29 protein-coding genes and 1 tRNA gene are annotated in these 24678 nt (G+C 62.6%); 17 read left to right on the plus strand and 13 right to left on the minus strand.

Going from position 1 to position 24678, the window contains the following annotated elements; translation table 11 throughout:
• Nucleotides 1–5: 5 nt before the first annotated feature.
• From B0G71_RS04550 to B0G71_RS04560, 3 genes are all read left to right on the plus strand, one after another.
• Nucleotides 6–797: a molybdopterin-dependent oxidoreductase gene (locus B0G71_RS04550; protein WP_106279330.1), complete on the plus strand. Its 792-nt coding sequence runs from the start codon at nt 6–8 to the stop codon at nt 795–797.
• Between the two features lie 117 nt (nt 798–914).
• Nucleotides 915–1154, plus strand: coding sequence for a pentapeptide MXKDX repeat protein (locus tag B0G71_RS04555; protein WP_106279332.1), 240 nt, complete (start codon nt 915–917; stop codon nt 1152–1154).
• A gap of 365 nt (nt 1155–1519) precedes the next feature.
• Nucleotides 1520–2449 (plus strand): EamA family transporter, encoded by a 930-nt coding sequence (locus B0G71_RS04560; protein ID WP_116140033.1) that lies wholly within the window; start codon nt 1520–1522, stop codon nt 2447–2449.
• Between the two features lie 33 nt (nt 2450–2482).
• On the opposite strand, the gene B0G71_RS04565 is transcribed toward B0G71_RS04560, so the two are convergent.
• Nucleotides 2483–4531: an NADPH-dependent 2,4-dienoyl-CoA reductase gene (locus B0G71_RS04565; protein WP_116148320.1), complete on the minus strand. Its 2049-nt coding sequence runs from the start codon at nt 4529–4531 to the stop codon at nt 2483–2485.
• A gap of 340 nt (nt 4532–4871) precedes the next feature.
• Between B0G71_RS04565 and B0G71_RS04570 the strand changes: the two genes are divergently transcribed.
• Nucleotides 4872–5666, plus strand: coding sequence for a DUF4397 domain-containing protein (locus B0G71_RS04570; protein WP_106279336.1), 795 nt, complete (start codon nt 4872–4874; stop codon nt 5664–5666).
• Between the two features lie 260 nt (nt 5667–5926).
• On the opposite strand, the gene B0G71_RS04575 is transcribed toward B0G71_RS04570, so the two are convergent.
• Nucleotides 5927–6061 carry an entericidin A/B family lipoprotein gene (locus B0G71_RS04575; RefSeq protein WP_012433647.1) on the minus strand — a complete coding sequence of 45 codons (135 nt, stop codon included), beginning with the start codon at nt 6059–6061 and terminating at the stop codon, nt 5927–5929.
• A 234-nt stretch (nt 6062–6295) separates the two neighbouring features.
• The gene (locus B0G71_RS04580) at nt 6296–7780 is read right to left on the minus strand and encodes a sensor histidine kinase (protein ID WP_116140035.1); all 1485 of its coding nucleotides are present in this window, start codon (nt 7778–7780) and stop codon (nt 6296–6298) included.
• Nucleotides 7781–8023: 243 nt separating this feature from the next.
• On the opposite strand from B0G71_RS04580, the gene B0G71_RS04585 reads away from it, so the two are divergent.
• The 5 genes from B0G71_RS04585 (at nt 8024) to B0G71_RS04605 (ending at nt 10503) form a co-directional block, all read left to right on the plus strand.
• Nucleotides 8024–8200 (plus strand): DUF1328 domain-containing protein, encoded by a 177-nt coding sequence (locus tag B0G71_RS04585; RefSeq protein ID WP_106279750.1) that lies wholly within the window; start codon nt 8024–8026, stop codon nt 8198–8200.
• 106 nt (nt 8201–8306) lie between these two features.
• Nucleotides 8307–8468 carry a DUF1328 domain-containing protein gene (locus B0G71_RS04590; protein WP_006052455.1) on the plus strand — a complete coding sequence of 54 codons (162 nt, stop codon included), beginning with the start codon at nt 8307–8309 and terminating at the stop codon, nt 8466–8468.
• 101 nt (nt 8469–8569) lie between these two features.
• Complete coding sequence (locus tag B0G71_RS04595) at nt 8570–9142, plus strand: bacterioferritin (protein WP_106279342.1); 573 nt, start codon at nt 8570–8572, stop codon at nt 9140–9142.
• 279 nt (nt 9143–9421) lie between these two features.
• Nucleotides 9422–10054 carry a response regulator transcription factor gene (locus tag B0G71_RS04600; RefSeq protein ID WP_116140037.1) on the plus strand — a complete coding sequence of 211 codons (633 nt, stop codon included), beginning with the start codon at nt 9422–9424 and terminating at the stop codon, nt 10052–10054.
• Nucleotides 10055–10074: 20 nt separating this feature from the next.
• Nucleotides 10075–10503: a response regulator gene (locus tag B0G71_RS04605; protein ID WP_116119588.1), complete on the plus strand. Its 429-nt coding sequence runs from the start codon at nt 10075–10077 to the stop codon at nt 10501–10503.
• 26 nt (nt 10504–10529) lie between these two features.
• Here B0G71_RS04605 and B0G71_RS04610 read toward each other — a convergent pair whose 3' ends face one another.
• Nucleotides 10530–11729, minus strand: coding sequence for an MFS transporter (locus tag B0G71_RS04610; RefSeq protein ID WP_116140039.1), 1200 nt, complete (start codon nt 11727–11729; stop codon nt 10530–10532).
• A gap of 212 nt (nt 11730–11941) precedes the next feature.
• On the opposite strand from B0G71_RS04610, the gene B0G71_RS04615 reads away from it, so the two are divergent.
• The gene (locus tag B0G71_RS04615) at nt 11942–12427 is read left to right on the plus strand and encodes a DUF2569 domain-containing protein (protein ID WP_116140041.1); all 486 of its coding nucleotides are present in this window, start codon (nt 11942–11944) and stop codon (nt 12425–12427) included.
• Between the two features lie 10 nt (nt 12428–12437).
• Here the strand turns inward: B0G71_RS04615 and B0G71_RS04620 are convergent, their stop codons facing one another.
• The 6 genes from B0G71_RS04620 to B0G71_RS04645 all read right to left on the minus strand — a co-directional run bounded on the left by B0G71_RS04620 (nt 12438) and on the right by B0G71_RS04645 (nt 18446).
• Entirely contained in the window at nt 12438–13265 is an 828-nt protein-coding gene (locus B0G71_RS04620; protein ID WP_116140043.1) for a phosphodiesterase, read from the minus strand.
• Nucleotides 13266–13320: 55 nt separating this feature from the next.
• Nucleotides 13321–14367: an ABC transporter ATP-binding protein gene (locus tag B0G71_RS04625; protein ID WP_116140045.1), complete on the minus strand. Its 1047-nt coding sequence runs from the start codon at nt 14365–14367 to the stop codon at nt 13321–13323.
• Nucleotides 14364–15266 carry an ABC transporter permease gene (locus tag B0G71_RS04630; protein WP_116148322.1) on the minus strand — a complete coding sequence of 301 codons (903 nt, stop codon included), beginning with the start codon at nt 15264–15266 and terminating at the stop codon, nt 14364–14366. The genes B0G71_RS04625 and B0G71_RS04630 overlap by 4 nt, the downstream gene beginning before the upstream one ends.
• Nucleotides 15267–15313: 47 nt before the next feature.
• Nucleotides 15314–16138, minus strand: coding sequence for an ABC transporter permease (locus tag B0G71_RS04635; protein ID WP_106279350.1), 825 nt, complete (start codon nt 16136–16138; stop codon nt 15314–15316).
• On the minus strand, nt 16135–17223 hold the full coding sequence (locus B0G71_RS04640) for an ABC transporter substrate-binding protein (protein WP_116140047.1): 1089 nt from the start codon (nt 17221–17223) through the stop codon (nt 16135–16137). Before B0G71_RS04640 ends, B0G71_RS04635 begins: the two co-directional genes overlap by 4 nt.
• 152 nt (nt 17224–17375) lie before the next feature.
• Nucleotides 17376–18446 carry a LacI family DNA-binding transcriptional regulator gene (locus B0G71_RS04645; RefSeq protein WP_116140049.1) on the minus strand — a complete coding sequence of 357 codons (1071 nt, stop codon included), beginning with the start codon at nt 18444–18446 and terminating at the stop codon, nt 17376–17378.
• Between the two features lie 183 nt (nt 18447–18629).
• On the opposite strand from B0G71_RS04645, the gene B0G71_RS04650 reads away from it, so the two are divergent.
• From B0G71_RS04650 to B0G71_RS04665, 5 genes are all read left to right on the plus strand, one after another.
• Nucleotides 18630–18714: transfer RNA gene (locus tag B0G71_RS04650), tRNA-Leu, on the plus strand.
• Between the two features lie 247 nt (nt 18715–18961).
• Nucleotides 18962–19768, plus strand: coding sequence for an integrase family protein (locus B0G71_RS04655; RefSeq protein WP_258875483.1), 807 nt, complete (start codon nt 18962–18964; stop codon nt 19766–19768).
• A gap of 30 nt (nt 19769–19798) precedes the next feature.
• Nucleotides 19799–20053 (plus strand): hypothetical protein, encoded by a 255-nt coding sequence (locus tag B0G71_RS04660; RefSeq protein WP_116140051.1) that lies wholly within the window; start codon nt 19799–19801, stop codon nt 20051–20053.
• 250 nt (nt 20054–20303) lie between these two features.
• On the plus strand, nt 20304–20489 hold the full coding sequence (locus tag B0G71_RS40880) for a hypothetical protein (RefSeq protein WP_147308648.1): 186 nt from the start codon (nt 20304–20306) through the stop codon (nt 20487–20489).
• On the plus strand, nt 20486–20893 hold the full coding sequence (locus B0G71_RS04665) for a type II toxin-antitoxin system death-on-curing family toxin (RefSeq protein WP_258875484.1): 408 nt from the start codon (nt 20486–20488) through the stop codon (nt 20891–20893). The genes B0G71_RS40880 and B0G71_RS04665 overlap by 4 nt, the downstream gene beginning before the upstream one ends.
• Nucleotides 20894–20985: 92 nt before the next feature.
• Here the strand turns inward: B0G71_RS04665 and B0G71_RS41235 are convergent, their stop codons facing one another.
• From B0G71_RS41235 to B0G71_RS04675, 3 genes are all read right to left on the minus strand, one after another.
• Nucleotides 20986–21162, minus strand: a complete 177-nt coding sequence (locus B0G71_RS41235; protein ID WP_181916711.1) for a hypothetical protein — start codon at nt 21160–21162, stop codon at nt 20986–20988.
• A 120-nt stretch (nt 21163–21282) separates the two neighbouring features.
• A complete protein-coding gene (locus tag B0G71_RS04670; RefSeq protein ID WP_116140053.1) occupies nt 21283–22293 on the minus strand; it encodes a P63C domain-containing protein in 1011 nt (336 codons plus the stop codon).
• A 134-nt stretch (nt 22294–22427) separates the two neighbouring features.
• The gene (locus B0G71_RS04675; protein WP_116140055.1) at nt 22428–23006 is read right to left on the minus strand and encodes a hypothetical protein; all 579 of its coding nucleotides are present in this window, start codon (nt 23004–23006) and stop codon (nt 22428–22430) included.
• A gap of 289 nt (nt 23007–23295) precedes the next feature.
• Here B0G71_RS04675 and B0G71_RS41240 point away from each other — a divergent pair, with 289 nt between their 5' ends.
• Together B0G71_RS41240 and B0G71_RS04685 are read left to right on the plus strand one after the other, a co-directional pair.
• A complete protein-coding gene (locus B0G71_RS41240; RefSeq protein WP_181916712.1) occupies nt 23296–24117 on the plus strand; it encodes a hypothetical protein in 822 nt (273 codons plus the stop codon).
• A gap of 34 nt (nt 24118–24151) precedes the next feature.
• Complete coding sequence (locus tag B0G71_RS04685; protein WP_116140057.1) at nt 24152–24637, plus strand: hypothetical protein; 486 nt, start codon at nt 24152–24154, stop codon at nt 24635–24637.
• The last annotated feature ends 41 nt before the right edge of the window (nt 24638–24678 follow it).

The following is a 24678-nucleotide window of genomic DNA, read 5'->3' on the forward strand; positions in this document are numbered from 1 at the left end:
GAATCATGAACACACCCGCTCGAAACTCCACTCGTTCTGCCGGCCAGAAGCTCGATCGCGAATCGATTCTGATCGACGCCCGCCGCGAACTCGCGATGCCGTCGCGGCGTCTGTTCGGCAAACGCCTTCTGACGCTCGGCGGCCTGTCGATGCTGACCGGCTGCTCGCTCACCGACGACGACTCGGTCAACAAATTTCTCACCGCCGTCTCGCGCCTGAACGACCGGGCGCAAGCCGCGCTGTTCGATCCGAAGCAACTCGCGCCGACCTACACCGAAGCGCAGATCACGCGGCCGTTTCCGTTCAACGCGTTCTACGGCATCGACGACGTGCCCGAGGTGAACGGCGCCGACTACAAGCTGCAGATCAGCGGGCTCGTCACCGGTCAGCGCGTCTGGTCCTTGCCCGAACTGTACGCGCTGCCGCATGCCGAGCAGATTACGCGGCATATCTGCGTGGAAGGGTGGAGCGCGATCGGCCGCTGGGGCGGCACGCCGTTCAGCGACTTTCTGCGGCGCATCGGCGCGGACACGAGCGCGAAGTACGTCGGCTTCAGATGCGCGGACGACTACTACGAGAGCATCGACATGCCGACCGCGCTGCATCCGCAAACGCTGCTCACGTTCTCGTACGACGGCGAGCGCCTGCCCGCGAAATACGGCTTCCCGATGAAACTGCGCATGCCGACCAAGCTCGGCTACAAGAACCCGAAGCACATCGTCGAGATGTTCGTCACCAACACGTATCCCGGCGGCTATTGGGTCGACCAGGGCTACAACTGGTTCGGAGGCTCCTGACGCGCGCGGGTCGGCGCCGCTGAGGCGGCGGCGCGACCCCGGACGGCAGAAGCTTCGGAAATACACCGGCTGGTGCTCTGGCCGGATTTGATTTATCCATAACCAAGGAGTCATCCCATGAAAAAGTTCGCACTCGCAGCACTGGCCGTCGCTCTCCTCACCAGCGGCGGCGCCGCGTTCGCCCAGGCAAGCGGCGCCATGTCCAACGACGCGATGTCGAAGGACACCATGTCGAAAGACGCCATGTCCAAGGACAGCATGTCGAAGGACGGCATGAAGAAGGACACGATGAAACATGACAAGATGAAAAAGGGCGGCGCGATGAAGCACGAAGCGTCGGGCGCCATGGCCAACTGAGCCGTCCTGACTATGCGGCTCGCATAGCGCGAACGCGCCGGCGGCCCGCACGACAGAAAGCCGGGGCATGTCCCCGGCTTTCTGTTGCAAGTACGCCAACAAGTTACGATTCTTTCAAGCGACGCGGTGGGCGCTTACTGCATAATGCGATGCGCGCCAAACGTTTGGCGCGTGTTCGCCGTGGCTCGATCTCTCCCGATCGCCGTGGCGTTGTGGCCCCATTGGCCATCTATCGTCCTTCCGTTCCACCGACATGTCCGCCAGCCTCGCCCGTCAGACCGCATCGCCGATGCGGCGTCCGCCATCCCGCCTCCGGGTCTTTAGCGGGGGCGCTGCATCTCGAGCGGCATGGGCGGGCTGAACGCATGTCGCTGCAATTCCTGAATCGTTTTCCGCGTGGGTTCCCGATCCGTTTGCCGCAATCGCGCAACGGGCAGATCGCGCTCGCGCTCGCCGTCGTCTATCTCGTGTGGGGCTCGACGTATCTCGCCGTGCACGTCGCGCTGGGTTCGTTTCCGCCGCTGCTGCTCTCCGGACTGCGCAACCTGTTCGCCGGGGTAGGGCTGTTCATATTCGCCGCGCGCCGCAACCCGGTCTGGCCGGGCGCCGCCGAAATCCGCAATGCCGGGCTCGTCGGCACCATGCTGGTCGGTTTGTCGAGCGGCATGCTCGCCTACGGGATGCGCACCGTCGGCACCGGTACCGCAGCCGTCATGGTCGCGACCGTGCCGCTGTTCGCGACGGTGATCGCGGCGGTGGCGGGGCGCAAGATCGGCCGCGGCGAGTGGTTCGCGGTGGGCCTCGGTCTGGTCGGCATTGCGATTCTTAGTCACGGCGACAGCGCGCCAGGCTCGGCGGGCGGCAGCTTGGCGATTCTGTGCGGCGCGCTTTTCTGGGCGGGCGGCGCGCATCTGGCCGGCCGTTTGAAGCTGCCCTCGGACCTGTTTCTCTCGACGTCGCTGCAAATCGGCCTGGGCGGCGCGATGTCGACGCTGGTCGCGTGGGTCTCGGGCGAGCGGATGCTCGAGGTGCATATTCTGCCGGTGCTGGCGTTTATCTACCTGATGCTGATCGGAACGATGGCCGCTTACGTCGCCTACGGTTTTCTGATCCGGCACACCAGTCCGATCATCGCCAGCAGTTGCATGTATGTGAATCCGGTGGTGGCCGTCGCGCTCGGCGCGCTGCTGCTCGGCGAACCGGTCACTCATTCCACGGTGGTCGCGACTATCGTGATTCTGGCGAGCGTCGGGCTGTCGTTCTGGTTCGATTACCGGAAGAAGGGACTCGCCTGAGTCCAGCTTGAAGCGGGCGACGACCCGCTTGTTTCACAACGCCGCCGCCACTTCCGCGCCTTCGCGAATCGCGCGTTTCGCATCCAGTTCGGTTGCCACCTTCGCACCGCCGATCACGTGGTAGCGCGGGCCGTTGGCGCTGTCCGCCTTTGCGTCCGCCGCCGTCTGCGGAAGCAGATCGCGCAGCGATTCCTGCCCCGCGCACACGACGATCGTGTCCACCTCCAGCCACTCCTCGACGCCCTCACGCGCGATCTTCAAACCGCGCGCGCTGATTTCCCGATACGACACACCGTCTAGCATCTTCACGCCGTTTCTCGCCAGCGTCGCGCGATGCACCCAGCCGGAGGTCTTGCCGAGTCCCATGCCGAGCTTGCCGGCCTTGCGCTGCAACAGCCAGATCTGCCGCAGCGGCTCGGCCGGCGCGGGCGGTTTCAGGCCGCCGCGTTCCCGCACGGCCAGATCGACACCCCATTCGTCCAGCCACGCATCGCGCGGCACGGGCAGCGGCTCGTCCGCGCGATGCAGCAAAAACTCGCTGACGTCGAAGCCGATGCCGCCCGCGCCGATCACGGCGACGCGCTGACCGACCGGCGCACCGCGCAGCACATCGACATAAGACAGCACGTTCGGCCCGTCGATGCCGGCAATCGCCGGCCGCCGCGGCACGATGCCGGTAGCGACGATCACGTCGTCGTAAGCGCCCGCGGCGAGCAGCGCGGAATCGACCCGCGTGTCGAGCCGCACGTCGACGCGGTGGCGCTGCAACTGGCTCTGAAAATAGCGGATCGTCTCGCTGAACTCTTCCTTGCCTGGCACGCGCATGGCCAGATTGAACTGGCCGCCGATCGTTGCGCCGGCATCGAACAGCGTCACGCGATGCCCACGCGCGGCGGCCACGGTCGCCGCCGACAAGCCCGCCGGACCCGCGCCGACCACTGCGATGGAACGCGCGGCCCGCGCTCCGGCGACCGGCCGGTAGACCAGTTCGGTCTCGCGTCCCGCGCGCGGATTGACGAGGCAGGTGGCGCGCTGGTTCCTGAACGTGTGATCGAGACAGGCCTGATTGCAGGCGATACAGGTGTTGATTTCCTGCGCGCGTCCCTCGGCGGTCTTCACGACGAACTCGGGATCGGCCAATAGCGGCCGCGCCATGGAAACCAGATCGCCGGCGCCTTGCGCGAGCAGTGCTTCGGCGACCTCGGGCGTATTGATGCGGTTCGACACGATCACCGGCACCTTGACGGCCGCCTTCAATCGCGCGCTCAGCTCGGCGAAGGCAGCGCGCGGCACCGAGGTCACGATGGTCGGCACCCGTGCTTCATGCCAGCCGATGCCGGTATTGAACATCGTCACACCGGCCGCTTCGAGTGCCTTGGCGACCTGCACGGTTTCGTCCCACGTATTGCCGCCTTCCACCAGATCGATCAGCGAGATCCGGTACACGACGATAAAGCGTTCGCCGCACACCGCGCGCACCCGTTCGACGATCTCGCGCGCGAGCCGCATGCGGTTCTCGATGCTGCCGCCGTACGCGTCGGCGCGGTGATTGGTGCGCGGGCACAGGAACTGGTTGAGGAGATAGCCCTCGCTGCCCATGATCTCGACGCCGTCATAGCCCGCGCGTTGGGCGAGGCGCGCGCAGCGCGCGTAGTCGCGCACGGTTTTCGCAATGCAGGCGATGCTGAGCGCGCGCGGCTTGAACTTCGAGATCGGCGATTTGATGGCCGACGCGGAGACCACGAACGGTTGATAGCCATAGCGGCCCGCATGCAGGATCTGCAGCGCGATCTTGCCGCCTTCGGCATGCACGGCCTCGGTCAACTTCCGATGATTGCGCAGATCGAGCACGGAATTCAGCGTGCCGCCGAACGGCAGCAGCCAACCCTCTCGATTCGGCGAGATCCCGCCCGTGACGATCAGGCCGACGCCGCCCTTCGCGCGCTCGCGGAAATACGCCGCGAGCTTCGGATAATTCCAGAAGCGGTCCTCCATGCCGGTGTGCATCGAACCCATCACCACGCGGTTACGCAGGCGGGTGAAGCCGAGGTCGAGTTCGGCGAGTAAGTGTTGGTAAGACATGCGGAGGACCGTGTAAGTATTGGGCGCGCACGAACAATACACCGCGCGGCGTGCCATCCCTCCGAGGAAACTTTCTAATCCTTGTAACTCGTTGCTCCGTAAGACATTCTTCGGTCGCCCGCGGACAGATTAGAGGCCGCGGCACGCGCATTGCTCGAAGCGGGCGTCCGTCGACACGAGCCGTGCGATGGCAGAAGGGATAGGAGGGGCATTCCGTTTCGCAGAGCTGGCCTGACTGTTCGTATGACCAACGAACCAGCGTCAGACGGCGTGTTGTGCGAAGCGGAAGTCCACAAAATCAATGGGCCGTGAGCCCGACAAATCGATACAGGTGAACATAATGAAACTGATCCGAACCATGGTGGCGATGGCTGCCGTTGCATCCGTTCTGAGCGCATGCGGTGGCGGCTCCGACGACGTGGGCAAGGAACTCGGGCTGACCAATCCGGAGATCCATTTCATTCATGCCATTCCCAGCGGCCCGGCGGTCGACTTTCTCGTCAACGGCACCGCGCCCTCGGGACAGACCAACATCAGCTATAAGGGTGTGACGAACTTCACCAATATCAACACGGGCGCAACCACGGTCGCTTACTCCGCGACCGGCACGACGACCGCGCTCGCGAGCGGCAGCTTTCCGGATGTCGCCAAGGGCCACCAATACACCGTGCTCGCCTTGCCGGGTCTGGCCGCGCCGGCTATCGGCCTGATCGACGATCCGTTCGACAAGGGCCTGCTGTCGAATAGCGCGCGTTTGCGCGGCTTCAACGCGTCGGCGAACGCGACGAACCTCGACCTGTACCTGGTCCAGTCCACCTCGACCGACATCACCAACGTCTCGCCGACGATGGCCGGTGTCGCCTTCAAGAACGCCGTGCCGGCGAGCGGTCAGGATTCGATCTATGTGTCGGGCGGCACCTACGTGCTGATCGCGACCACGGCCGGCAGCAAGACGCCGATCTTCCAGTCGCCGGCCTTCACGCTGTCGAACAATGCCGACTGGCTGGTTACGTCGGTGCCGATCGCGGGCGCGCTGAGCCAGCTCGTGCCGGGTCAGATCCATTTGCTGGTTGCGCAGAATGGCAATACGCAAACACCGAGCGTTGAGTTGACGAATACGCTCAACGGCCAATAAGCGCTGACGAAAGCGCAGGCTGAGCACATGCAATAAACGATAAGTCCTGGGGAGGACGGAGCGGCGATCCACGTGAGTGGATCGCCGTTTTGTTTGCAGCCCGGACCAACATCTGCAACACCAGCCGCTTCGACAAAAGTCCGCGATGACGATTAAAGCGGGCGCAAAAAAACCCGCCACGATTTCCCGTGGCGGGTTCTGTCTGAACTGCGCAAGCCAGGCGCTATCAAGCGCCCGGCGTCTGCTTCGTTATGCGCTGCTTACTTGGCCTGTTCGGCCGAGTTCGTGATGGCGTTGCCACCCTTCGAAATATCCTGCCCGGCCCCCGCCATCGTGTTGCAACCGGCGAGCGCAGCTGTCCCTGCAATGAGAAGCAAAGCGATCAGTCGATTCATGAAAGTTCTCCTTGTCGAGAATGCATTGGTTGACGTGCCCATGTTGTACGGCACGCGCCAGCTGAGCTAGCTGTCGTCCGACCGGGGCTTACGCCAGTCGATCCGGTCTGATTGCATGGTAAAAAAAGGGCGGGGGCGGCGCTGTCGGCTGCGCTGCGATTTTCGTGTAGGTGTGCGCCGGTGTTTGCGTCGGCGCACTCCTACAAGTCCGCCGCAACGCGGCGCTTGCCCTTGCTAGACGGAGGTTCGCGAAGGCGTCGCCGGCGGCAGATCGACCGATGGCGTCGCGGTGCTGACGCTCGGCATCTCCACGTGGATGTCGGTGCCGTTCGGCACGCCGCGGCGGATATCGAAGCGCCCGCCATGCGCGGCGACGCGCTGGCGCATGCCCAGCAGCCCGTGGGTGTGCGTGCGCTTCAGATCGGCCGGCATGATGCCGACGCCGTTATCGGCGATATGCAGCGCCACCTGGCCGTCGCCGACCTGCAAGGCGATCGATACCTTCGAGGCTCGCGCGTACTTGGCCGCGTTGGTCAGCGACTCCTGCGCGACGCGGAACAGCGCAATTTCGGTTTGCTCGTCGAGCTTGATGTCGTCGGCGGGCAGGTGCAGGTCGAGCGTCCAGCTGTTGCGCTGCGCGGCTTCGTCGGCGAGCGTGCGCAAGGCGGTGACGAGCCCGAAGTTCGCCAGCACCGTAGGCCGCATATCTTCGATGATGCGGCGCTTCAGCGCGATGCCCTGATCGAGATTGGCGAGCGCCCGCTTGAGTTTCTCGGCGATGTCCGGCTCGCTGTCCTTCAGCTTGCGGTTGGCCCACGCCACGTCCATTTTGCTCGCCGTCAGAATCGCGCCGAGTTCGTCGTGCAATTCGCGCGCGAGCTGGGTCTTCTCGTTTTCACTGACCGCCTGCAAGTGCCAGCCGAGCGCCTCGAGCTGCCGGGTGCGTTCGTTGACGAGTTGATCGAGACTCTCCTGTTGTGTGATCAATTGACGCTGCACGCGTGCCTGGCGATCGATCTGAATGCCGAGATTGCGAAACAGCAGAATGAACAGCACGATGTTAAGCGCCGAGAGACCCGCCGCGCACAGCGTGGAGATGCGCTGATCGCCGCGGCTCGCGGCGAGCGCGTGCTGGGCGCGGCGTTCCTCGTTGTCGCGCAGCAGCGAGAGCGTGCTGTCCACGAGCGACGCGTCGGCCGGGTTGGCCTCGCTCGCGCCGCCGCAAGCGGACAGATCGAGCGGATGGGGCGCCGCGCGTTGCAGCGCGGACGCGCCCGCGCCGATCCGCGCATCGATCAGGGCAAGAATCTGCGTGAAACTGGCAAGCTCGGCGCTGTCCGCTTTGCCGCCACGGTAGAAACGGTTCAACGGCTGTTCGCTCTGGCGGATGCGCACCGCGGTCGCGCAGAACTCGTGCGCGGCGGCGTCCTGCTTCGTCAGAAGAAAATCGCTTTGCAGGGCGCTCAGGCGCGACAGCTGGCTCGCCAGCATGCTCAGTTGCACGGTGACGTCGCGCGCTTCGAGCGCGGTTTCGTATTCGGCGGCAATGCGCTGGCGCGCGGTCTCGAGTATCACGAGGCCGCCCACGGTAATGACGATCGCCACCGTCATGGCGATCGCCCAACTGCGGCTGTGCATCCAGTGGCTCAGCCGGGCGGCGGCCCCAGGCGCTGTGGAACCGGCTTTATCCGCGTCCGGCACGTTCTGCACATTTGGCACATTGGGCTCCTCTGATGGAGCATCAGTTTAACGTCCGCCGCGTTCGGCGACGGTGCCGCCACCACGCGGCCGTTGCGGCGCTGCAAGCCGGACCGGCGAGGCGGACATGCCCGCCGTAACGCCGCCGTAATCCAATGTAAGCGGATTCTCACACGAAAACCGGCGTGCGTCGGAATGCGCCGCGCGTGGCTGATGGATAGGATGGTCCTGATCGTTCAATCAATGTTTTGGGAGGAAGCCATCATGCTGAAATGGGCGTTGTTCTTCGCCGTCATCGCGGTGATCGCCGGTGTTCTGGGCTTTACCGGTGTCGCGGCAGGCGCGGCGGCAATCGCGAAGTTCCTGTTCATCGTGTTTGTGATTCTGTGCGTGGTGTTCCTCGTGCTGGGCTTCGTGGTGACGAAAAAGATCGTCGATTAGCGCTGCTCGCAGGTAAGTTGCGAGCCGTTTCTGAAGACGGGAGACCGGTCCGCCGGTCAATATTGTGCGCCTATGCCGCGCAGTTACAGCAAGAAGGAGAATCGTCATGCTTCACTATGCCATCGTCTTTTTCGTGATTGCGATCATCGCCGCCGTGTTCGGTTTTACCGGCATTGCGGCGGGCGCGGCCGAAATCGCCAAGATTCTGTTCTACATTTTCCTCGTCGTATTCGTGGTCACGCTGCTGCTCGGCGTGTTCCGAACATAGACGGGTGGCCCGTCGTGGCCATCGTTCCTTGTGACGGCGCATCAGGCGCGTTTCGTGCGTGATGCGCAGTTCCCACTCATACCGGATAAAGGAGAAATTCAATGTCGAAGTCATCTACCGCTCAGGGCGCGCCGACTCAATCCAGCGATCCGTTCGTGATGGACCTTCAAAAAATCCGCGAAGACGCACGCAAGCACATGTCGGATGGTCCGGTCACGCAATCGTATGGCGCGGACCGCGAGACGGTGCTGAAGCTGTGTAACGACGCACTGGCCACCGAAATCGTCTGCGTGCTGCGCTACAAGCGGCATCATTTCATGGCCAAGGGCATCAATTCGGAAGCCGTCGCCGCAGAGTTCGCTGAGCATGCGGCCGAGGAACAGCAACACGCCGACAGCATCGCCGAACGGATCGTGCAACTGGGCGGCGAGCCGGATTTCGCGCCGGACGGTCTGAAGACGCGCTCGCATTCGGAATACAAGGAAGGCGAAAACCTCACGGACATGATCAAGGAGAACCTGATCGCGGAGCGCATTGCGATCGACACGTACCGCGAGATCATTCGTTATCTCGGCGATAAGGACGTGACGACGCGCCGTATGTTCGAAGAGATTCTCGCTGTCGAAGAGGAGCATGCCGACGACATGGCGGACTTGCTCGAAGGCCGCGAGTAATCAGGAGCGCGCGACTGCGCGCGGCGGCGCGCAAAACGTGGAACGTAGACGCGAACAGCGCATGAGGGAAACGTAGCACGGCGGCGAGCGGCAGCGCTGTACATCTTGGCCCGCTCAGCCAGTTCAGGCAGCGCGGCGGACAGCGCTGACGGCGCAGGTGGGCCGCAAGGTTGCGCGCGCCGGCATGCGCCGCCGGTTTTCCCCATCCGGCGGAAGCCATGCCGGACATCATTACAATGTCTGCTTTGGAGCGATTTCATTGCACGGACACCCAAACCGATGATTCGAGTGCTGATAGCTGACGACCATGCGATCGTCCGAGGTGGCTTCAAACAGTTCGTCGCCGACGAGCCGGATATGTGCGTCGCGGCCGAAGCGGCCACCGGCGACCAGACCATCAGCCTCGTGCGCGAACAGGCCTTCGACGTGGTGCTGCTCGACATCGCCATGCCGGACAAGAATGGCATCGATACCTTACGCGTCATCAAGCAGGTGCGCCCTGATCAAGGTGTGCTGATTCTGTCGGGCTACCCGGAGAGCCAGTACGCGATCAATCTGCTGCGCGCGGGCGCGAACGGTTATCTGAACAAGGACTGCGAGCCGGAGGAAATTGTGCGGGCGATTCGCGCGGTGGCGCGCGGGCATCGTTACCTCTCCGAGGCGGTCGCCGACACGCTCGCCGACAACCTCGACAAACCAGCGGCAGGGCGGCCGCACGAAGCGCTCTCCGAGCGCGAATTCCAGATTTTCTGCAAGCTCGCGGCGGGGCAGATTCCCACCGACATCGCGGAGGAATTGCATCTGTCCGTAAAGACCGTGAGCACTTACCGGGCTCGCGTGCTGGAGAAAATGCGGTTGGCGAACAATGCCGATCTGACTTATTACGCGATCAAGAACGGCTTGATCGAATAATGCGCGATCGAGATATTCCGATGAACAGCGAATCGAACCCTGTTGTCGACCCAGCCCGCCACGCGCCATTGCGTGTGTTGCTGATCGAGGATTCGCCGCTGATTCGCAGAAGCCTCGTTGAAACGATCGACGCGTCCGGATTGCTCAAGGTCGCGGCGTACGCGGATTCCGCGGATCAGGCCATTGCGCTCCTGAGCGACGAGTCCTTCGACGCGGTGATCGTCGACCTGCAGTTGAAGCAGGGCTCGGGCGTGCCCGTGCTCGCCTATTTGCAGCGGGAGGGATTGATCGACAGAGTGTTCGCCGCGGTGCTGACCAATCACGCGCTGCCCGCCTACCGGGAGCGCTGCGAACAATATGGCGTGCGGCACTTCTATGACAAGTCGTTCGAATTCGATCGCGTGATCGACGCGCTGCATGAATATGCGTATGCGCGAAGCAGCAAGTAAGCGCTCCGCGCCGCGCAGATAGCGGACTAGCTCGCCGCGCGTGCGGGAAGCGCCAGATGATTCCACGCCGCCAGCCCCGCGAACACGATCCCGGCCACGCTCACACCGATCCACCCGAACGCCGGCCACACCACTGCGCCGACACCGGAGCCGAGTGCTCCGCCGATGAAATACGCCACCATGTACACCGTATTGACGCGGCTGCGCGCGTCCGGCTTGAGCGCGTAGATGCGCGACTGATTGGAAATCTGCGCGGCCTGCACGCCGATATCCAGAATGATCACGCCGACCACCAATCCCGCGATGCTCTTCGCCGATACGCCGAATACGACGAACGAAATCGCCACCAGCACGATAGACAGGGTGATGATCGCGCGCGGCCCGCGTCGATCGGAAAACTTGCCGGCGAGCGGCGCGGCCATCGCGCCTGCCGCGCCGACGATACCGAATAGCCCGGCCGCCTGCGGCCCGAGATGAAACGGCGCGCCGGCCAGCAGCAAGGCCAGCACCGACCAGAAGATACTGAATGCCGCGAACAGCGCCGCGCCGGTGAGCGAGGCTTCACGCAATTCACGATGCTCGACGATCAGATGCCACATCGACACCAGCAGCTTGCCGTAGGGCAGCGTGGAAGTCGGCTGACTCTTCGGCAGGCGCATCATGATGACGACCGCCAGCACCAGCAGCGCGACCACGGACGCGCCGAACACCGCGCGCCAGCCGAAATATTCGGCGATCACGCCCGACGCCGTTCGCGCCAGCAGAATCCCCAGCAGCAAACCGCTCATCACCGTGCCGACCGCGTGGCCGCGTTCGGACGGCGGCGCGATTTCCGCCGCGAACGGCACCGCTTGCTGCGCGATGGTGGCGAGCACGCCGATCGCCAGACTCGCGACGATCAGCACGGTCAGGGTCGGTGCCGCGGCGGCCACGACCAGCGCGACGCAAATGGCGGCGATCTGCAAGAGGATCAGACGGCGCCGGTCGAAACGGTCGCCGAGCGGCGCAAGCAGCAGCATGCCGGCCGCGTAGCCGAGTTGCGTGACGGCCGGCACCGCGCCGACCCACGACGCGCTGCGCGGAAACGATTGGCGAAAGTCGTCGAGCAGCGGCTGGTTGTAATAGATGTTCGCAACCGAGACACCGGCGATGGTGGCGAGCAAAAACAGCAGACCGCGCAACGACCGGTCGGCGGAAGCGGGAGTAGACGCGTTGGAAGTGGACATGAGAGGGCGCAGTCGACGGACCGGCCCATGCACGGTCCTCAAGCGTGCCGATCATACCGGAGCACGGCGGATCGTGCTGACGGCGGCGAGGCGGAGCGGCCCGCTCGCGCAGCGGCGTCACAACGCCTTGCCGACAAAATGAGACGGAGTTTCGGCTTACGTTCGTAAAATCGGCGCGCCTTAACCGACCGACGCTTTACAAGAACGACTCCATGACCTCGATCACGAAACACGAACCTCGACGCATCGGCGGCTCGCTGCTCGTCGCCTTGATTTGCCTGGCGGCGTGGGCGCTCTACACCGCGATCGCGATGCGCGATCCGCTCAAGCTGATGCTCGAATGGGAAGTGCTGGCCGTGTTCGCGCGGCCCGAAACACACGGCTGGTATCGCGCCGTGATCGTGATGGTGGGCTGCGACGTGCTCACGGGCATGTTCATCGTCGCGGGGACGGGCTGGCTGGGGCTGCTCGCATGGCGCAAGTCGCCGCGTTTTACCACGCACGTTCAGGCGTGGCTGCTGGGGATCGTCGTGCTGCGCACCATCGCGTATCTGCTCGGCGATAACATCACGCACGCGATTGGTATCGACATCGCGATTCCGTACGACGGCTTCATTCAGGCTGTCGTGGCGGCCGCGCTCGGGATTCCGTATTTCAGGCTGTCCCGGCGCGTTCGTGAGACTTTCGTCGACGCCTGACCCGCACGCGTCAGTCGATCAGATCGCCTTCGGGCTCATAGAAAGGATACGGGCCGTCGGCTTTTTCCACATACGCGTGATGCGTGACGATGCCGGTCGCCGGATCGTAGTGATGCAGCGCATACGCGGGCGGTTCCATCATGAATGCGGACGGCGCATCCTCGCGCAGATCAAGCGCGACCTGATGCGCGGGCGCCGGCACCGCGGAGGCGATCGTGCCGCCGAATCGCGCGAACATGGGCCGGTGCACATGCCCGCAGATCACCCGCTCCACGTTCGGATAACGCGCGATCAACGCAGCGAGTTTGCCTGCGGCAGCGGGATCGAGCCGCAGTTCGTCCATATGCCCGATGCCGCACACAAACGGCGGATGATGCAACGCGACCACCGTCGGCTTGCCCTGGGCCGCATCGAGTTGCGTGGCGAGCCACGCGAGCCGCGCATCGCATAGATGGCCGGCGCTTTGTCCCGGCACCATCGAATCGAGCGCGATGATCCGCAATGGACCGACATCGACGGCGTATTGCACGAATTCGCCACCGTTTTGCAATTCCTTGCGATCGGGAAACGCGGCGCGCAAGGCAGCACGTTCGTCGTGATTGCCGACCAGCATGAAGTAGGGAATCTCAAGCGGCGCGAGCAGCGTCTTCAGGTATTCGTACTGTTCCGGATCACCCTGATCGACGAGGTCGCCGGTCATGATCACCGCGTCGGGACGCGGCTCGAGCGCATTGAGGGCGGCGACGCAGCGTGCGAGATAGGCGCCAGTGTCGACGCGCCGATAAGCGAGCGCGCCGGGCCGTTTGATATGCAGGTCGCTAATTTGAGCCAGCAGCATGGGGGATGTCCTTTTTATAGCGCGCTATGAAAACAGCGAAAACAGCGCGGCTTCGTTACGATAGCGCAATCAGCGCGTCCTGCGCGATGGAAATGCCGACCGGCGTGCCGCGCGCCAATTCCACGCGGCCGGCTACGTCGATCAGCAATGCGTCCGGCGCGGCGCCGCCGATCGTCAGGCGCGTACGCTCGCCGAGAAACGCGGTGCTTTCAATATGTCCACGCAATTGCGCGTGAGCCGGATCGGCCAGATAAGCGTCTTCCGGGCGGAAGAAAATCTCGTGCGCCGAGTTCGCATGCACGGAGCCCGCGGGCAGCGGCACGGCGCCGCCGGTGGTACTCAGCATGCCGTCGCGCCGCTCGCCCGCAAGCCGGTTGATCGTGCCGACGAACTGCGCAACCGTCCGGTTGGCCGGACGGTAGTAGATCTCGCGCGGCGAGCCGATCTGTTCGATGCGTCCTGCGCTCATCACGACGATGCGGTCGCCCAGTTCCATCGCTTCGGCCTGATCGTGCGTGACGTAGACGGTCGTGATGCCCAGATCGCGCAACAACGTGTTCATTTCGCTGCGCAAGGTGTCGCGCAAACGAGCGTCGAGGGCGGTCAAGGGTTCGTCGAGCAGCAGCACGCGCGGCTGCACGGCGAGCGCGCGAGCGAGCGCCACCCGTTGACGCTGGCCGCCGGAAAGCTGATCGATCGGCTTATCGGCGTGCGCCGTGAGACGCATCATGCCGAGCAATTCGTCGACGCGTTGCCGTGCCGTCTCAGCGGGCACGCGCTTGATCTTCAAACCGTAGCTGATGTTGCCGCGCACCGTCAGATTCGGAAACAGCGCGTAGCTCTGGAACACCATGCCGACCTGGCGCTTTTCGATCGGCAGTGCGGTGACGTCGTCGTCGCCGAACGCGATGCGGCCGCCGGCGTCCGGTGTCTCCAGACCCGCGATCATGCGCAGCGTCGTGGTTTTGCCGCAGCCGGACGGGCCGAGCAGCACGAGCGTTTCGCCGGCGTCGATATGCAGGTCGAGCGGTTCGAGCACACGTGTGCCGCGAAACGTTTTCGCGCATTGCGTCAGCGTGATGGGAACGGAAGCGAGTTTCATGGCTTGATGGACTTCGAAGGAGGTGCTGCGATGCGTTTTTTCGCCGCGCTGCGCTGGCCGGTCGCATCGACGCCGAGCCATTGCATCGCGACGAGCAGAGGCATCGTCATGATGAAAAAGAGAATCGTGTAGGCGCTGCCGATCTCGATGCGCAACGACGCGTAAGTGTCGGCGAGACCTACCGGCAGCGTCTTGGTATCGGGCGTGTGCAGCATCCAGGTGAGGTTGAATTCGCCGATCGAAAGCGTCAGCACCGCCAGCGCGCCGGCCACGATGCCGGGCCGCGCGTTCGGCAGCACGATCGTCACGAAGCGCTGAAAGAAGCTCGCGCCGAGACTCGCCGCGCCTTCCTCGAGCGTGCGCAGATCGCTGCTCGCGCAGACTGCCGCGACCGCGCGCACCATGAAGGGCAGCGTGAACACCACGTGCCCGACCACGATGAACGCCACGCTCATGCGGAACATCGTGAAGCCGCCGTAGACCACCAGCAGCGCGAGCGCGGACGCGAGACCGGGCAGCGCGATCGGCAGCACCAGGAACTCTTCGATGATGCGCGAGAGCCGCGTCTTGCTGCGCGCGAGCACATAGCCCGCGGGTACACCGGTCAGCAGCGTGATGAGCAAGGTGGCCGCTGCCACTTCGAGCGAGAGAAACACCGAGCTGTGATACTGCGTCCACACTTCGCCGAGCCAGCGCAGCGTGAGTCCGCTCGACACGCCCTTGAAGTAGTTGACCGTCAGGCCCGCCATGATCGACATGACGACCGGCACAATCAGGAACGCGCACAGCAGCAGCGTGACGAGCCATTGGCCGGTTGCCAGCCACGTTCTTGCGTCCGGCCAGCGCACGCGTGAACGCGGTTTGACGGGTGGTTGTAGAGAGGTAGTGATTGAACTCATTGAAGTACGATTCTCCGCTTTGGACGCGCCCGGTTCGGAAACGCCGTTCATGCGCTTGCCGCCACGGCCGAGCCGCTCACGCTGCGCGCCAGCGCCAGCACGGCCCACGTCACGATGCCGAGCACGATCGAAAGTCCCGCGGCCGTCACCATGTTCGCGTTGAGGGTGAACTCGGTGTAGATGGTCATCGGCAGCACGTCGATGTCGGTGGCGAGCGTGAACGCGGTGCCGAATGCGCCCATCGCGGTCGCGAAGCACACGGCGCCCGCCGCGATCAGGCCGGGCGAGAGCGCGGGCAACACGATGTCGCGCGTGATGCGCCACGGCGACGCGCCGAGCGAACGCGCGGCTTCTTCAAGCGATGCATCGAGCTTGGTCGCCGAGGCCATGACGGTGACGATCACGCGCGGAATCGAGAAGTACAGATAGCCGAGAAAGAGGCCGCTCATCGAATACGCGAACACCCAGCGCTCGCCCGTGAGTTTCAGCGAGAGCGCGCCGATCAGTCCCTGGCGTCCCGCGAGCATGATGACCATGAAGCCGACCACCACGCCCGGGAACGCCAGCGGAAACGTGAGCAACGCAAGCAGCGTGCGTTTCAGAGGAAACTCGCGCCGCGCCAGCAGCAGACCCGCGATCACCGAGAGCACCAGCGTCGCCGCCGTGACCGCCGCGGACAACAGCACGGTCGCGCCGAGACTCGACATGTAGCGCGGATTCGTCAGCATCGCGCGATAGGTGGCGAACGCGTGGCCGTCGCCGCTCAGCTGCGCGAGCGCGCCCATCGGCAGCAGCCAGAAGGCGATGAACACTGCCAGCGCCGGCGCGAGCAACGCGATGCGCCAGCGCAGCGGAAACGTGATGTCGTTCAATGCATCACCTGCAGATAACGCTCGCCGAAGCTCGACTGCTTTTCGGCCATCTTGCCGAAGTCGACCGGCTTGGCGCGCGCATAGTCGCTGGCCGGCAGGAATTTCGCGGCGGTTTCGGGGCTCATCGCATTCGGGCGCACCGGACGCAGGTAGGCGTCGGCCCACAGCTTCTGGCCTTCGTCGGAGAGCACGAAGTCGAGCACCTTCTTGCCGTTTGCTTCGTGCGGCGCGCCTTTGACGAGGCTCATCACGTACGGCACCGAGATCGTGCCTTCCTTCGGAATCACGAATTCGACGTTCGCGTGATCCTTGTATTTCGCGCGGTATGCGTCGAAATCGTAGTCGAGCAGGATGGGAATTTCACCGGACATCACGCGCGCGTAAGCGGTCTGCTTCGGCACGATCGGCGCGTTGGCCTTCAGCTTGCGAAACCAGTCGAGGCCCGGTTCGAAGTTATCGAGCGTGCCACCGAGCGCCTGGTTCACCGCCACCGCGCCTGCATAGCCGACGAATGCGCTCGACGGATCGAGATAGCCGATCATGCCTTTGTACTCAGGCTTGAGCAGATCCGCCCACGAGCGCGGCACCGGCTTGCCTTCAAGTGCGTCCTTGTTGACGAAAAAGCCCAGCGTGCCCGAGTGAATCGAGAACCAGTAGCCTTGCGGGTCTTTCTGATTGGCGGGAATGTCGTCCCAATGCGCGGGCTTGTATGGCTGGATCAAGCCCTTGTCCTTCGCCTGGAAGGCCGACGAAACGCCGAGATACACGACGTCGGCGACCGGGCTCTTCTGCTCGGCCATGAGTTGCGCGATCGACTGGCCGGAGTTCTTGTTGTCGAACGGCACGCGAATGCCGGTCTTTTGCTGGATCGCCTTGATCTGACTCGCCCAGTCGGCCCATTCGGGCGGGCAGTTGTAGCAGATCGCGGTTTCGTCGGCGTGCGCTGCTTGCGGTGCGAGCGCGACGAGCGCGGCGGCGACCACCGTGCCGGCCGACAGCGCGGCGGCTATGCGGCGCGTGAGGTGGCGCCAGAGCGGTCTGAGCGGTTTGATGGGCGAAGCGAAATGGCTGGCAGAGCGGATCACTGCGGGTCTCCTGGAGAAGAAGGGAGCGGGTGGTTCGGGTTTTGGGGTGGGTGACTCAAAGTCGTGTTGCGGGACAGCGGGTTAAACGTTTTCATGCCGGCACGCGTGGATGCATTTCACGCGCGTTAGCCAATGGCGCTTTGCCTCGCGCTTCAGGCGATCGGCCGCTCGGCGGATAGGGACGTACGCGCGGGCGTTGCGTCGTCACGGCTCGAAATCGCCGCTATCGTGGCGCCCTGGCGCAAGCTGTGCGGCAAGGTCAGCCTGAGCGAGGTTTCGCTCAACGCTTTGTGAGTGCCGGTGACGCGCGCCAGCAAACGCCGCCAGGCCGCGCAGCCGATTTCGCGATTCGGCGCGCAGATGCTGGCGAGCGCGGGCGACAGCAGCTCGCCCATTGCGAGGCCGTCGAAGCCGAGAATCGACATGTCGTGCGGAATCTGCAGACGCGCGCGGCGCAGGCCGCGCATGACCACCATCGCCAGCAGATCGTTACTGCAGAAGAGGGCGCTCGGGCGGTTCGGGCCGCTCGTCAGATGAGCGAGCACCGAGGGCGCCAGTTCTTCCGCGTTGAAGTCGACTTCGAGCGCGGGCGCCGGCGTGAGGCCGGCTTGCTGCATGGCCTGCGAGTAGCCGAGATGCCGCTGACGGGCACGATCCGAGGCGGCCAGCGTGCCGGCGAGCATGAGGATGCGGCGATGGCCGTGCGCGATCAGCATGCGCACGCCGTCGTAGGCGGCCAGACGATTGTCGACCGAGACCGACGGACGACGCACCGTGTCGTTATGCATCAGCACGTAGAGCAGCCCCGCGCGGTCGAGTTCGTCGAGCAGCGGGTGCGTGTCGGCGTCGGCGACAGTCAGGATCAGGCCTTCGACGCGGTGTTCGCGCAGCGTTTCGATGGCATGGCGTTCGCGGTCGGCGTCGTACTGCGTGGTCATCAGCATGAGCCGGTAGCCTTGCGCCGACGCCAGTTCGTCGATGCCTTGCAGGCACTCGGCGAACACGGGATTGGCGAGCGTCGGCAGGACCACGCCGATCAGGCGCGTGCGTTCGCCGCGCAATTGCCGGCCGAGCGGGCTCGGGCGGAAGTTCAGGGCGTCGATGGACCGACGCACCTTGTCCAGCGTGACCGGGTTGACGGTGTGCGGCGCGTTGATCGCGCGCGACACGGTGGCGATGGAGAAGCCGGCGTGCGCAGCGACATCTTTGATCGTCGGGATCATGGGTTTCCGCTCGGGATGTAAACGTTTTCGTGAGCGGATTATCGGGAAGATTTGTGACTTGAGGATGACGCCGGTATTTGCGGTTGCGGCGTGTGGAACTTGAGACGGGCGGAGCGTCGGCGGGCGGTTTGGTACGCCCGGCGGGCAATGGTAGAATTCGCGTCCACACGCGTTTCGACGCCCGCCGGGGTGATGAAATTGGTAAACATAGCGGACTTAAAATCCGCCGCCTCACGGCTTGTCGGTTCGAGTCCGATCCCCGGCACCAAGTCACTTCCCAACGTTTCCTGGCATCTATCAAAAAACCCGCTACGTTAAGGGTTTGCGGTAAATCGTCGCCCATACTTCACCAAGAGTTCCCGTTGACACGCAGTCATATTGGGGGCATGTTTGTGGGCACATTTTCCTGATTGGGGTGTCTCCGATGCCCCCAAACGTTCATGCCCCTTACTGATCTAGCGGCGCGATCTGCAAAGCCGCGGGACAAGTCCTACAAGCTCGCAGACGGCTAGGGCATGTTTCTCGAAGTGATGCCGAACGGCTCCAAATATTGGCGTCTGAAATACCGGATCGACGGCAAGGAAAGACGGGCCGTGCTGGGTGTCTACCCGGCAGTATCGTTGCTTGCAGCGCGCAAGGTGCGGGAGGAAATAAAGGACGCACTGCGCCCCGGTCTCGATCCGTCGGCGGAGAAGAAGCGGGCAGTCGAGCGACGGCAACGGGCGGCCATCAAGGACCGTACTGTCGCCGATGCGTTCGAGGAATACGGTCGGAAGGTATCGGCAACAAAGGAGGGCTCGAAGTGGGAGCGGAACCGACTGAAGATGTTCGTACGCGATGTCCCGGAATTTTCCGGACGGCGGCTGGCGGACGCCGACGCGCCGATGTGGGCTGACTGGCGTGAGATTCGTCTCAAAGGATTTATCCGTCCGGAAGGCACAATAGCGCGTCCCGTCAAAGCGAGCACGGTGCAGCGCGAGATGAACCTTTACCGGAACGTCTTCACGATTGCGCGCAGGGAGTGGAAGCGGATCGATGAGAATACGTTCACGGATGTGGCGTCACCGCCCAACGGTCCTCCGCGGGAACGTCGGCCAGACCCGTGGAAGGAGATACGGCCGATCGTCCGCTGGCTAGGCTACCGGACAGGCCAGGAACCGGTAACGAAGAGTCAGGAGGTCGCGCTTGCCTATCTGGTGGCGCCGCGCAGTGGCATGCGGGCAAAGGAACTGCTTGGCCTCGGCAAGGGGACACTCAACATGAGGACTGGCGTCGCCGAGGTGCGGCACAAGATGCAATATCTGACAAAGCGGCCGAGGTAGATCCCGTTACCGCGGCTGGCGCTGCGCCTGTTGCGGGCCGTCGAGCATCGGGAGAAGTGTTTTTCGGTTTCGGCCGACTCGTTGTCTGCCCTGTTCCGGAAGGCGAAGATTGCGCTAGGCATCGCGAATCTGACGTTTCATGACAGCCGTGGCGAAGCGCTTACACGCCTTTCCAAAAAGGTCGACGTGCTCACGCTCTCACGCATCAGCGGGATCAAAAACCTGAAGATACTGATGGAGCATTACTACCGCGAGACGTCAGAGCAGATTGCGGCGAGATTGTGATATCCGTCCGCGTTTCGGATCGATTGTTGTGTCGTGCGCGCAACCCTGTGTTACATACTCTCACTTGACGGAGGCATTGCTAATGAGCACATTGGCCTTATCTGATGTGTGTTGACGCACAGAGCTTGGAGCGATCGATGCGTAGTCTCATTGACTGTGGCTATGCAATAGGTTAGACGTGGCGGTCTGATTCAAGTTTTCTGTGTAGAATGCCGTCAACACCTGTAACACAACCCCGATGGAGCCCTATATGACTGAAACCAAAGGAAAAACTGGGATCATCCACGGAGTCGAAGTAAAAGCCCGCAACCGGACGCAAGAACCGAAGGTAAAAATTACAACGACCTCCGTAGATGGCCGAAATGCAATCTTGCGCGCCGCTCAGAGCGTCTATGAACGTCATCATGACGTGATTCAGGCTCTCGCGAATCGGTGAATCTCAATATCACGATGGTCGTGGTTATCCACGACTTCATCCTTGATCGCGAGCCCGGCGTTAAGGGCATGAACAAGGGCGCCCTCGAAGGCGCCCTTGGTCGTATTGAGAGCAAGAAAGCGTATGAGAACCTCGTCGACGTCTTCGAGATCGCTGGCATGTACGCCGAGGCCATCGCCAGAGGGCATGCATTCACGGACGCAAACAAGCGCACCGGCCTAGTGTCAGCGCTGACCTACCTCCTGCTTGAGGGCTTCCTGATAAAGCGCACACAGGCGCTTGAAGAGATCATGGTCGACCTCGCAGAGGGGAAGTTGAACTACCTCGATCTCGCCAACATTTTTGCTAGCCTCGCCGAGCCATTTGACGTCGGGCAGCTCGCAGCGCCCGCACCAGGCTCTTGATTATGGAGCCGGCAGGCATTGGATGGCGCAGGCCGGCATCAAACATCGTTTCTGAAGCCCCGCCCCGAGCGGGGTTTTTCATTGGCGCGGAGCTAACCGTGCCGCGCACACCGATGGATGCCGCAAACCACTGGCGACGCGTAGTCGAGCATCCAGCCGTCCACGAAGAGTGGCGCCAGCGAGCGCTCCCGCGTAAGTCCGAACGTCTCCATCACCTGCGGCGCCAGCTCAGCAGCTATCTGCCCGAGCGCGCTCCATCTGCCTTGCACTAGATGCGTCCTGATTCGACCAGGTGGTCGGTGCGCAGCCATTCGCCAGTGCGTGCCATCGCGACAAGCTCGGCGACGACGAGGTAGCAGAGCAGGCTGGCGCTGGCTCGCTCGTTGAGACTATTCCTTGTCAAAATCAAATTCCCGCTGGTCGCCGAAGAGAGTGCGAACGTGTCTCTCGTACTCAGCCTTCGATTTAGAAATACGGGCGATCCCCAAAAGTTGGCCGAGATGTGTCCGGAGCGCGCGGGTGCCGATTTCCGACAAAAACTGGTGAAGTTTTTTGGTTCGGTCGCCACTTTTGGCTTTGTTTACCTGTATCAACTCCAGCAGTTTTCCGTTGCTTCGCGCTAGGGGGGAGTAAACGTGCGCCAACGTCAGCTTCTTAAATTCCCACGGTCGGCCACGTTCGAATTTGGGCAATTGGTAGAGCTTGTACCATTCGTTGTACAACTGCGGCGGAAATTCTTTTTCGTACTCCTTCGCCTCTTGTTGCACGTACAGCTTAAATGCGGTGATGATCTCTTCGCGTGTGGCGTCATAGCCAGATAGGGCGTAGACCAGACCTTTGATGCCGGCCTTTGCTGAGGCATTCAGGATCACATGAGCCTGCTTCGCTATGTGCGTCTGACTGCTAAGCAGTTTGCCGTCTGCTTCGGCTTTCACGACCGCTTTGCATACGTCGATCAACACGGTCACGTCATAGCCGTGAACTTTATGTTCTGGCGCGCTGACCACCGCGGTTGGGTCTTTAAAAATCAACGGGTTAGAGATGTTTTCGAGGAGATCGACCCCCAGGGTCTGAGCAATCACCTTACCCTGCGCAAAACGAGGAAACGCTTGACCACTCGTATCCTTTAACCCAAGAGCCAACCCCATCCCGCGCTGACTGATGACGGCCGTTTTTTGCGCGTCGTTGAGCACATAGCAGTCGACATCGATGCCGAACTCGTCCTTGAAGCTACCTTTGTGGGTGGCCTCTGGAGGTTTTTGTCCCCACCGCGCGATCGCTGCCTTTTTGGCAATTTCCTTGCGCTTCGAATCAGACAAGGACGCCGCCCTAGCGACACCTCCCTTAGCCCGGCCTACTGCCTTCTTTGCCGCAACCGGCTTCTTCTTCCCGCTTTCCATGCAAGCACTCCGACCGTTCATATGCTTGCATCCTATTCTCTGCTTGACAATAATGCAAGCATGATCAAGTTTCGGATGCTTGCTCAGTGACCGCCCTTAGAACTGCGCCGGCGATCCTATGCCGGCGTTCACGTTTAGGCCATGCTCGCAAACAGGTTCGCCGCGGCCCGCTTCACCAGGTAACTCTGGAGTGTCGCTGCCTCAGCGTCCGACAGCGAAAACTGGATCTCGCCGGCGCGCATGAGAACCAAGTTCCCACTGCTGGTAATCGCGCAAGCAAAACGAGATGCGCTTTTAGGTGCAGGTGTTTGGACATCGATGACCTTGCTGCCGCTGGCGGCTCTATGGTGCACCGGCCACTTGCGTTTGGGTGACTTTCTCGGTCCGTTGAAGACACTTGTCGGCGCCGATAACGCACCGGGAGGCGGGATTACTTCCGAGGCGTCAACAATCCGCTGGTGTACTCGAGTAACAGCATCCGGCGGGACCTGGTCGGGCAGGTAGTGTTTGTTCATCCATCGGCCGTTGCGCTCAACTCGTTCGGTCAAAATGCGGCCGCCTTTGATTGCAGTCCAGAGCGCCGGGCCGACCTTGTTCGAGCTTTCCAGTCCAAGCCGCTGCGCGATGTCCGCGGAGGTGATGCCAGGGTACTGCCCGATCAGCGCGATCATTTCCGCGCGCTTACTTTGCGACGTCTTCTTCGTGTTCGCCACTTTCAATCTCCGAACGTGAATTGGGCCTCGGAGCCCCGAGGCTGCACTAGGATATTTATTGGCGCGCGGAGCGTGATGAAATCGAATGTCGATATCCGCAATCGTCAGGGCAGATCGTGCTGACGCACCGCTACATGGTCAAGCGGGGCGCTGTTCGCACTGCCGCAAGACGGCATGCTGAACGCAGTCACGTTTGCGGTTGAACCTGTGAAGTTGCCGAGCACGGTGTTCGCGCCGGCCTTCGCGAGATTCGCGTAAGTGATGCCGTTCGTCAGGCTCTGGAATGCGTATGCAGTTCAGCGATGTGCTGGTGCCGACCACCCGCACGAACGCGTCGCAGTCCGTGACGGTGGGCGATACGACGCCGGTCATCGCCCAGTCCGGTCTGCCGATCCAGATGACTTCTGCCGGCGTGATCGGGGCGCTGGTGGTGTTTAAGCAGTCGCAGATCTGGCAGATCACGGGCGACCCTGCGACGAGCAATCTGTCCGAAAACTACATCACGCTGACGACCGGATGCATCGCGCCGCGCAGCATCGTGCAGGGGCCGTTCGGGGTTTTCTTCGCAGGGCAGGACGCGCCGTACATCCTGAACTTCCTCGGCACGCTCGTACCGCTATCGAGCCGGCCGGGTACTGACTTCCGGCTGACCTCCAGGTGCCGTTTCAGAACACCACAGAACCGTCGCGGATTTCACCAGCGCAACGACCGCGACGATCCAGTCGGTCGGCACCGGAAACCACGGAATGACCGTCGACGTCTCCGGCATGGCGATATCCGGCTGCAGTACACGAGCGCGTCGGGATTCTCATGTGGCACTACATTCGCGCTGACGAGTGCAACGCTTGCACAGTTTGCGTCGACGACCTCGGCTCAACTCGCTGGCATCATCCCGGATGAGACCGGAAGCGGCTCACTGGTCTTCGCGAGCAGCCCAGCACTCGCCGGAACACCAGCCAATAACCAGGCACAGAACAAGCAGACAGACGACATTGCGAGAATCCTGCGCCTTAACCCAAGGCAGATTCGCCAGCTTCACGATGAAATTTCCGGGGAAGGGCTGGGATTCCACGAAATAATGGAACGCGCGAAGGATATGTTTAACCTGTGATGATATAGGTGGAATTTGAAACAGGGATGTTCCGATGTTAGATACTCGAAAAGAAATTGAACGGCGCTTATTGGCGCTCCGTGGTCTGGACCTAAGCGACGTAAACCGCGCCGCAAACATGCTGACTCTCGGAATTGGGCCGCTCAGGGAAGTCAAGAACTTCAAGGGAGTACCGAAACATGTGGGCCAGTGGGCGCTTCACGTGCAATGCGCGTGGCGGCTCGAGCGCGCAGGGAACACCGTGGCAACCCGGCAAGATCTTTGCGGCTCTGACAAAGAGGCGTGCGCCACCGCTGACCGTCTGCGCGAGCTGTTGGTCCAGAACGGTCCGACTGTAGTCGAGGCGGTCTCTGCGAGTGAAGCCGGCGGCCTGGAACTCGCGCTTTCGGGAGGGCTGTGCCTTGTCATCGTTCCAGATCGAATCGAAGGATCCGAGGATTGGAGGTTCTTCGCGAGGGGTGTTGATGCCGCGCACTTTGTGATTGAAGGCGGCAAGGTCGATCCCGCAAGCTTGGCGTGAGCGCAGATCGAAAGCGGATTCGCTTGGGCCGGACAGCTTAG

It is taken from the genome of Paraburkholderia sp. BL27I4N3, from assembly GCF_003386115.1.
Classification (GTDB): Bacteria; Pseudomonadota; Gammaproteobacteria; order Burkholderiales; family Burkholderiaceae; genus Paraburkholderia.

What these genes read in the sequence shown, in the direction of transcription:
- B0G71_RS04565 (WP_116148320.1), bottom strand. Translation starts at nt 4,531, where the DNA reads ATGTCTTACCAACACTTACTCGCCGAACTCGACCTCGGCTTCACCCGC.
- B0G71_RS04685 (WP_116140057.1), top strand. Translation starts at nt 24,152, where the DNA reads ATGTTAGATACTCGAAAAGAAATTGAACGGCGCTTATTGGCGCTCCGT.
- B0G71_RS04615 (WP_116140041.1), top strand. Translation starts at nt 11,942, where the DNA reads ATGACCTCGATCACGAAACACGAACCTCGACGCATCGGCGGCTCGCTG.
- B0G71_RS04550 (WP_106279330.1), top strand. Translation starts at nt 6, where the DNA reads ATGAACACACCCGCTCGAAACTCCACTCGTTCTGCCGGCCAGAAGCTC.
- B0G71_RS04620 (WP_116140043.1), bottom strand. Translation starts at nt 13,265, where the DNA reads ATGCTGCTGGCTCAAATTAGCGACCTGCATATCAAACGGCCCGGCGCG.
- B0G71_RS04555 (WP_106279332.1), top strand. Translation starts at nt 915, where the DNA reads ATGAAAAAGTTCGCACTCGCAGCACTGGCCGTCGCTCTCCTCACCAGC.
- B0G71_RS04630 (WP_116148322.1), bottom strand. Translation starts at nt 15,266, where the DNA reads ATGAGTTCAATCACTACCTCTCTACAACCACCCGTCAAACCGCGTTCA.
- B0G71_RS04590 (WP_006052455.1), top strand. Translation starts at nt 8,307, where the DNA reads ATGCTTCACTATGCCATCGTCTTTTTCGTGATTGCGATCATCGCCGCC.
- B0G71_RS04595 (WP_106279342.1), top strand. Translation starts at nt 8,570, where the DNA reads ATGTCGAAGTCATCTACCGCTCAGGGCGCGCCGACTCAATCCAGCGAT.
- B0G71_RS04560 (WP_116140033.1), top strand. Translation starts at nt 1,520, where the DNA reads ATGTCGCTGCAATTCCTGAATCGTTTTCCGCGTGGGTTCCCGATCCGT.
- B0G71_RS04625 (WP_116140045.1), bottom strand. Translation starts at nt 14,367, where the DNA reads ATGAAACTCGCTTCCGTTCCCATCACGCTGACGCAATGCGCGAAAACG.
- B0G71_RS04575 (WP_012433647.1), bottom strand. Translation starts at nt 6,061, where the DNA reads ATGAATCGACTGATCGCTTTGCTTCTCATTGCAGGGACAGCTGCGCTC.
- B0G71_RS04645 (WP_116140049.1), bottom strand. Translation starts at nt 18,446, where the DNA reads ATGATCCCGACGATCAAAGATGTCGCTGCGCACGCCGGCTTCTCCATC.
- B0G71_RS04600 (WP_116140037.1), top strand. Translation starts at nt 9,422, where the DNA reads ATGATTCGAGTGCTGATAGCTGACGACCATGCGATCGTCCGAGGTGGC.
- B0G71_RS04670 (WP_116140053.1), bottom strand. Translation starts at nt 22,293, where the DNA reads ATGGAAAGCGGGAAGAAGAAGCCGGTTGCGGCAAAGAAGGCAGTAGGC.
- B0G71_RS04585 (WP_106279750.1), top strand. Translation starts at nt 8,024, where the DNA reads ATGCTGAAATGGGCGTTGTTCTTCGCCGTCATCGCGGTGATCGCCGGT.
- B0G71_RS04605 (WP_116119588.1), top strand. Translation starts at nt 10,075, where the DNA reads ATGAACAGCGAATCGAACCCTGTTGTCGACCCAGCCCGCCACGCGCCA.
- B0G71_RS04610 (WP_116140039.1), bottom strand. Translation starts at nt 11,729, where the DNA reads ATGTCCACTTCCAACGCGTCTACTCCCGCTTCCGCCGACCGGTCGTTG.
- B0G71_RS40880 (WP_147308648.1), top strand. Translation starts at nt 20,304, where the DNA reads ATGACTGAAACCAAAGGAAAAACTGGGATCATCCACGGAGTCGAAGTA.
- B0G71_RS41240 (WP_181916712.1), top strand. Translation starts at nt 23,296, where the DNA reads ATGCAGTTCAGCGATGTGCTGGTGCCGACCACCCGCACGAACGCGTCG.
- B0G71_RS04655 (WP_258875483.1), top strand. Translation starts at nt 18,962, where the DNA reads ATGTTTCTCGAAGTGATGCCGAACGGCTCCAAATATTGGCGTCTGAAA.
- B0G71_RS04570 (WP_106279336.1), top strand. Translation starts at nt 4,872, where the DNA reads ATGAAACTGATCCGAACCATGGTGGCGATGGCTGCCGTTGCATCCGTT.